This is a genomic window from Nocardia mexicana NBRC 108244, from assembly GCF_001613165.1.
Taxonomy (GTDB): domain Bacteria; phylum Actinomycetota; class Actinomycetes; order Mycobacteriales; family Mycobacteriaceae; genus Nocardia; species Nocardia mexicana.
Map to the genome: position 1 here is coordinate 1 of NZ_BDBV01000064.1, position 7219 is coordinate 7219.

The window sequence follows — 7219 nt, forward strand, 5'->3', positions numbered from 1 at the left end:
AAATGGGGCATGGAGGACCGTGCGCGGGGCGCGGCCCGGGCTTGTTATGCGGGTCAGGAGTCTTCGGTGTCGACGAGGTGTTCGAAGGCGCGCAGATTCTTGAGGGATTCGCCGCGGGAGACTCGCCACTTCCATTCGCGGCGAATGGATTCGGCGAAGCCGAGCTCGAGCAGGACGTTGAAGTCGGCGTCCACGGCCTCGAGGATCTGGCCGAAGATGCGGTCCAGCTCATCGGGCGTCACGGCGTGCGTGGCGACGCGGCCGACCATGTAGATGTCACCGACGCGGTCGAGGGTGTAGGCGACGCCGTACAGCCGCCGGTTGCGGCGGAGCAGGAACTTGTAGACGCCCTCGAAGTTCTCGTCCGGTTTGCGGCAGACGAAGCATTCCACCCGCATCCCGTGCTTGCCGACGGTCAGCATCACGGTGGTCTTCAGCTTGCGCTCGCCGGGCAGGACCACGATGAAGGTGTCCTCACCCTCCCGGGTGTAGTCCATCTCGCGCTCGCGCAGGGTGTCCTCGACCAACTGCGCGGTGTCTCGGATCGGATTCGGGTCGGTCACCGGCGTACCACTCCCATCCGGCGCCGCCACAGCGCCCGCGACCTGGCCTGATTGCTGTCAGTCTGCAACGTACCCGCCAGCCGCGAACGTATGCCCCGGTATCCCGACAGCGTCTGGGAGTAGCTCTCCAGCAGGCCCTCGGCGGTGTGTTCCCAGGAGAAATTGGCGGCGTGCCCGACCGCGGCGGCGCCCATGCGGCGCAGGCCGACCGGATCGTCGAGCAGCGAACCCAGCGCCGCCGCCCAGTCGTCGGCGCGGTGGCCGGGCACCAGCAGTCCGGAGACGCCGTCGCGCACCGCGGTCCCCAGCCCGCCGACGTGCGCGGCCAGCACCGGCGTGCCGCTGGCCTGCGCCTCGAGGGCGACCAGGCCGAACGATTCGTTGTAGCTGGGCACGGCCACCAGATCGGCGGCCCGGTACACCTGCACCAGGCGGTCCGGCGGCTGCGGCGGCAGGAACGTCACCCGGTCGGCGATGCCGAGGGCGGCGGCCAGCTCGATCAGCGCGTCCGGGCGTTCCAGCCCGGTCCCCGACGGGCCACCTACGATCAGCACCCGCACGGCGCGTTCGGGCTGCGCGCGCAGCACCTGCGCGGCGGCGTGCACGAGCACGTCGGGGGCCTTCAGCGGTTGAATGCGCCCGACGAACGCGACGATCTGCTCGTTCGGGTCCAGGCCCAGATCGGCGCGCGCGGCCGCTCGATCGCCGGGGTGGTAGCGGGTGAGGTCGGCGCCCGGCAGGACCACGTCGATCCGCTCGGGGTCGGCGCCGTACAGCTCGACCAGCTGGCGGGCCTCTTCGCCGGTGTTGGCGACCAGCCGATCGGCCTCGGCCGTGATCTGCTTCTCGCCGATCTCGCGGGCGGGCGGCTCCGGGGTGTCGCCCTCGGCGAGGTAGGCGTTCTTGACCGCGGCCAGCGTGTGCGCGGTGTGCACCAGCGGCACCCGCCAGCGGTCGCGGGCCAGCCAGCCGACCTGGCCGGACAGCCAGTAGTGCGAATGGATCAGGTCGTAGTGCCCCGGCAGCTGCCGCGCCTCCTGCCGCAGCACCTCCGCGGCGAACGGGCACAGCTGGGTGGGCAGGTCGTGCTTGTCGAGCCCCTCGAACGGCCCGGCGACCACGTGCCGCACCAGCACCCCGGGCGCGGCCTCGACGACCGGCTCGTCGTTGGAGGAGGTGGCGCGGGTGAAGATCTCCACCTCCACGCCGCGACGGGCCAGCTGAACGGCGGTCTGCAGCACGTAGACGTTCATGCCGCCCGCATCGCCGGTGCCCGGCTGGGCCAGTGGCGAGGTGTGCACCGACAACACGGCGATCCGATGGGGCCGTAGGTCCGTGCGTTGACTCACCTCTCCAGTGTGCACGTCCGCGCCCGCCCGCCGTCGCGAGCTCCGGCGCCAAGTGACAGCCGTCACAAGGCGATTCGCAGCTTCCCCAGCTCCCGGACCGATCGACCCGAACGCGATATGCGGCGGCATCGGGACGGTCTTGCACAACAGGTCCCGACACCCGCCCACGGCGGTCCGGAGCCATCGCAGTATGCAATCGATCACACACGCCGAACGCGACCGCGGGCGCCCCGGTTCAATTCACGGCGAGTCGCCGTCGCGCGACTCCCGGATTCGGTATGGCATGCATGATCGCAACCTACCCGCCGGCCGACACCGTCGATAGCGAAAACCATTGGAGCCGATCAGCTTTCACGAAACAGCCGCTACCTGGGCCAACCCCCGGGGAAAACCGCTGCGGCAGAGCAGGATTCAGCTCAGTTCGGCGACGAACTCCGAGATCTCCCCGGCAAACCGTGCGGGATCCTCGATGAACAGGCCGTGCTGGCCACCTTCCCAATACGACGTGCGCGAATCCGGCACGGCCTCGGCGATGTAGCGCCCGTTGTCGATCGGCACCACCGGATCCGCGGTGCCGTGCAGCACCAGCACCGGCACATCGAGGGTGCGGAGAGTATCGGTGTTGTCGGCGGTGCGATAGAACAGCGCCTTACGGACCCGAGGCGGCGTAGCCAGACTCCCGCCGTACAGCCGCTGCGCGTCCTCCCCCTTGTCCCGCCCGGGCCCGGTGTTCGCGTTGCCGAACGCGGCGAAACCGCGCATGGCCTTGCCGGCGCCCTCCTCGAAGACATCGGGAATGGCCTGCTGCATCGCGGGCCCCGGCTGGGCCCCGGGCACGCCGCGCCCGATCCCGGCCTGCGAGCCGCTGTAGACGACCGCGGCCACCGCCCCGGTGCCGTAGGCGGTCAGGTAGTCACTCAGCACGATCCCGCCGTAGGACCAGCCGATCAGCACCGCCCCGCTCTCGATGCCCTCCCCCGCCAGCACCGCGGCGACATCGGCGGCCCAGTTCTTCGGGTCGTCGTATCCGGCCTCGGGCGTATCCGAGTACCCGTGCCCGCGCAGGTCGACCGCGATCACCCGGAACCGCTCGGCGAGCAGGTCCGCGGCGGTCCCCCAGCACCGCAGGTTCCCGGCCCAGCCGTGCAGCAACACGAGCGGACGCCCCTCGGCCGGACCCGTCACCCGGTACACGATGCTGGTCCCGTCCGCGCTCACCACGTCCCGAATAGCCATGCGGCCAGGCTAACCGGCCCGCGACCCCCGGCGAATCGAGCGCACATATGCTCAGGTCATGAGCGAGCGCAACGGCAACACAGCCACCCCGGTGGTCATGACGGAACCGAGCGCTGGCGAGGTGGAGTCATGAGCGCCCGCACCGCCGTCGTCACCGGAGCCAGTTCGGGAATCGGGGAGGCCACCGCGCGTGAGCTCGCCAAGCAGGGCTACCACGTGTATGTCGGGGCCCGGCGGGTCGATCGGCTGCAGCGGCTGGCCGACGAGATCGGGGGTACCGCGCTGGCCCTGGACGTGACCGACGAGGCGTCGGTGCAGGCGTTCACCGAGGCCGTCGAGCGGGTCGATGTGCTGGTCAACAATGCCGGTGGCGCCAAGGGCCTGGCATCGGTGGCCGAGGCCGATCTCGACGACTGGCGCTGGATGTGGGAGACGAACGTGCTCGGCACGCTGCGCGTCACGAAGTCGCTGCTGCCGAAGCTGATCGATTCCGGCGACGGGCTGATCGTCACCGTCACCTCGGTGGCCGCGTTCGACACCTACGACAACGGCTCCGGCTACACCTCGGCCAAGCACGCGCAGGCAGTACTGCATCGCACGCTGCGCGGCGAGTTGCTGGGCAAGCCGGTGCGACTGACCGAAATCGCCCCCGGCGCAGTGGAAACCGAATTCTCCCTGGTCCGCTTCGACGGCGACGCCGACCGCGCCGCCAAGGTCTACGAGGGCATCGACCCGCTGGTCGCCCAGGACATCGCCGAGATCATCGGGTTCGTCGCGAGCCGTCCGCCGCACGTCGACCTCGACACCATCGTCGTCAAGCCCCGCGACCAGGCGGGCCCGGGCCGCTTCGCCCGCCGCCCGCAATAACCCGCGCACCCCGCGCCTGTTCTCGCACCCGCTGCAACGCGTGCAGGGGGCGAGAACGTGTGCGGGGTGCGGGCTGGTTCAGTTGCCGCGGACCGGGCCCGGGGGGACCGGGGTGGCCGAGACGACCGCGGAAGGCTCGCCCTGCAGGGCGGACATGCTCTTCCAGGTGTCCCAGTCGATGGTCCAGTCGTAGAGGTCGCCGTCCGAGGCCGACAGGGCGATCGAGGTGCCGGTGATCTCGGCCGGGTCGCCGTACATCGCGGTCGGGAAGTAGGCCTGCGCATCGGAGTTGCTCAGGTTGATGCAGCCGTTGGTGACGTTCGAACTGCCCTGCGCCCCCGAGGATTCCGGGTTGGCGTGGATGAATTCGCCGTTGTTGGAGATGCGTACGGCCCAACGTTCGCGAACGTTGGTGTAGAACGGCGGATTCGACATCATGAAGTCCTCGTACTTCTCGGTCACCACGTGGATGCCCGAGCGCGTCACATTGCGCGGCTCGTTGCCCTCGCCGTAGCTGCACGGGAAGTCGAAGATCGTCTCGCCGTCGCGGATCACCTGCACCCGGTGGCTGGGCGCGTACCCCTTCACGATCTGGCTGCGGCCGATCTTGAACTCGGAGCTCAGATCGGTGTAGCCGTAGGCGCCGTCGCCGAGTTCGAGTCCGTAGAGCTTGCCCGCGAACTTCACGTCGGTGTGCGGCGCCCAGTACTCGCGCGGGCGCCAGTGCGCCCGGGATCCGCCGTTGTCGTCGGGCAGCCAGGCCCAGCCGCCCTCGGTCTGCGGGGTGGTGGTGACGGTGAGGGCCTTCTCGACCGCGGCCTTGTTCGCGACGTGGCCCTTGAACTGCAGGATGATCGGCGCTGCGATGCCGACCTCCTGGCCGTCGCCGATGTTTATGGTGGCCGTCAGGGTCTGCTTGGGCGCCACCGTGGTGAACTTGCCCTCGATCGGTACCGGCTTGCCGTCGGTGCCGATCGCGGTGCCCGACCAGGTGTAGGCGGCGTCGTAGCCGAGCGGCTCGGAGACCTTGAAGCTGCTCCCGTCCGGGGCCAGGGCGCCGGTGACCTGCTTACCGCTCGCGTTGGTCAGGGCGACCTTGTCGATGCGACCACTGGCGACCGATACCGAGACCGGTGCGGTGGGGTTGACGTCCGTGCTGCCGTCGCCGGGCTGGAAGGTCACCTTCGCGACCGGTCCGCTGTCCTTCGGCGAGGCATCGCCGCCGCCGTTCGAACATCCGGCCACCAGCGCGGCTCCCGCCAGCTGAGTCATTCCGATCAGCATGGCCCGTCGGCTAGTAACTCTTCGAATGCTCACTTCCTCGAATTTACCGCGACCCGCGCGCGGGTCGAGCCGCATCCGCGCGTGGTGCCCGCCACCCCCTACAGCGCGATGCCCACCGTGACGGGTTCGGGCTCCAGCCGGATCCCGAAACGCTCGGCGACGCCGTCGCGGACCTCGCGCGCCAGGCCGATCAGATCCGCGGCGGTCGCATCGCCGCGATTGGTCAGCGCCAGCGTGTGTTTCGTGGACAGCCGGGCCGGTGCGTCCGGCCCCGGGTAGCCCTTCGCGAACCCCGCCCGCTCGATCAGCCAACCGGCCGAGAACTTGACGCCGTCGACCGCCGGATAGGTCGGAACTGTGATATCCCCCACATGATCGGCGATCGCCGCCCGCACCTTTTCCACCCGCGTCTCGGGCACCACCGGGTTGGTGAAGAACGAGCCCGCGCTCCAGGTGTCGTGGTCGGCCGGATCGAGCACCATGCCCTTGCCCGCGCGCAGCCGCAGCACCGCCTCACGCACCTGCGCCGCCGGTCGCGTCTCCCCTTCACCCGCGTCGAGGGCCTTCGCGAGCTCGCGATAGCGCAGCGGCGCGCTGACCCCGTCGGGGTCCAAGGCGAACTCCACCTCCAGCACTACGGCCCGTTCGCTGTGCTTGAGCAGCGAGGTGCGGTATCCGAAACCGAGTTCGTCCGGTGCGGCCCAGCGGATCTCGCCGCTCGCGCGGTCGAGCAGCCGCACCCGCCGCAGCAGATGCTCGACCTCCACGCCGTAGGCGCCGACGTTCTGCACCGGCGTCGCACCCGCGGAACCAGGAATCCCGGACAGGCACTCCAGGCCGCCGCGCCCCGCCGCGACCGTCGCCGCCACCACGGCATCCCAGTCCGCGCCCGCCTCGGCCGCCACCCGGTCGGCGCCGATCTCGACCCGCTCGGTCGCGATGCGCACGACCACCCCGCCGAATCCGGTATCGGAGATCAGCAGGTTCGATCCACCGGCGATCAGCAGCAGCGGAATTCCGGCAGCGTCGAGGGTGCGCACCGTCGCGACGAGCGCCTCGGTGGTGGCGCACTCGGCCACCGTCGCCGGGCCACCGACGCGCAGCGTGGTCAGCTCCGCCAGCGGAACCGAATTGCGCACCCGCGCACCGGTCGCGGTCAGCAGCTCGCGCATTTCGTCGAACGGGACCACTCGAGATGTACGCACAGCGAAAGACGGTAGCGTGTTCCACCATGGCGACACCTCTGGCGTACACGGCTCAGTACACGCACCCGGCCGACGCAGTCCGTGCCGCGTTCGCCGACGAGCAGTACTGGAAGGACCGGATCGAGGAGGTCGGCGGTCCCGGTGCCCGGCTCGACTCGTTCCAGGCGTCCATCGATCAGGAGCAGGTGCACGTCGAGATGGTGCAGTCCATCCCGGCCTCGGAGCTGCCCAGCGCCATCACCTCGGTGCGGCCGGGCGACCTGATCATTCCCCGCACCGAAAGCTATGCCGGCTTCTCGGGCACCTTCACCGCACAGGTGCAGGACGCGCCGGCGCAGGTGCGCGGCACCGTCACGCTCAGCGCGGAGGGCGAGACGTCGCGGGCGGTCATCCAGGGTTCGGTCGAGGTCGGCATCCCACTGTTCGGCAAGAAGATCGAGGCCGTCGTCGCGGAGAAGCTCCTGGAACTGCTCGCCTCGGAGACCGAATTCACCAACACCTGGATCGCGAACCGCTGACGAAGGCGAAGACGCCCCGAGCCCACCAGGCGCCAGCCAAACCCCCGAGGCTTCCGACCCACCTCGACGATTCCAGCCCCTCCGCGACGCGACACAGCAGCAAGCCACCCCGGCAATGCGACGCAGGAGCGAGCCGACTCCCCACGGCAGAGCGTCTCTGTACCTCCCCCACCGAGCACCTTGCCAGCCCCGGCCGC

The 7219-nt window shown here is 69.9% G+C and carries 7 protein-coding genes; 2 read left to right on the forward strand and 5 right to left on the reverse strand.

What is annotated here, in order from left to right:
- Positions 1-53: 53 nt before the first annotated feature.
- From NM1_RS24670 to NM1_RS24680, 3 genes are all read right to left on the reverse strand, one after another.
- Entirely contained in the window at positions 54-563 is a 510-nt protein-coding gene (locus tag NM1_RS24670; RefSeq protein ID WP_373864066.1) for a type III secretion system chaperone family protein, read from the reverse strand.
- Complete coding sequence (gene mshA, locus NM1_RS24675; protein ID WP_084519995.1) at positions 560-2041, reverse strand: D-inositol-3-phosphate glycosyltransferase; 1482 nt, start codon at positions 2039-2041, stop codon at positions 560-562. The genes NM1_RS24670 and mshA overlap by 4 nt, the downstream gene beginning before the upstream one ends.
- A 282-nt stretch (positions 2042-2323) precedes the next feature.
- Positions 2324-3148, reverse strand: coding sequence for an alpha/beta fold hydrolase (locus NM1_RS24680; RefSeq protein WP_068024336.1), 825 nt, complete (start codon positions 3146-3148; stop codon positions 2324-2326).
- A gap of 129 nt (positions 3149-3277) precedes the next feature.
- On the opposite strand from NM1_RS24680, the gene NM1_RS24685 reads away from it, so the two are divergent.
- On the forward strand, positions 3278-4015 hold the full coding sequence (locus NM1_RS24685; RefSeq protein WP_068024338.1) for an SDR family NAD(P)-dependent oxidoreductase: 738 nt from the start codon (positions 3278-3280) through the stop codon (positions 4013-4015).
- Positions 4016-4093: 78 nt separating this feature from the next.
- Here NM1_RS24685 and NM1_RS24690 read toward each other — a convergent pair whose 3' ends face one another.
- Both NM1_RS24690 and NM1_RS24695 read right to left on the reverse strand, forming a co-directional pair.
- A complete protein-coding gene (locus NM1_RS24690; RefSeq protein WP_084519996.1) occupies positions 4094-5287 on the reverse strand; it encodes a L,D-transpeptidase in 1194 nt (397 codons plus the stop codon).
- 110 nt (positions 5288-5397) lie between these two features.
- Positions 5398-6471 carry a UDP-N-acetylmuramate dehydrogenase gene (locus NM1_RS24695; RefSeq protein WP_068024345.1) on the reverse strand — a complete coding sequence of 358 codons (1074 nt, stop codon included), beginning with the start codon at positions 6469-6471 and terminating at the stop codon, positions 5398-5400.
- Between the two features lie 59 nt (positions 6472-6530).
- Between NM1_RS24695 and NM1_RS24700 the strand changes: the two genes are divergently transcribed.
- Positions 6531-7022, forward strand: coding sequence for a DUF2505 domain-containing protein (locus tag NM1_RS24700; protein ID WP_068024348.1), 492 nt, complete (start codon positions 6531-6533; stop codon positions 7020-7022).
- Positions 7023-7219: the final 197 nt, after the last annotated feature.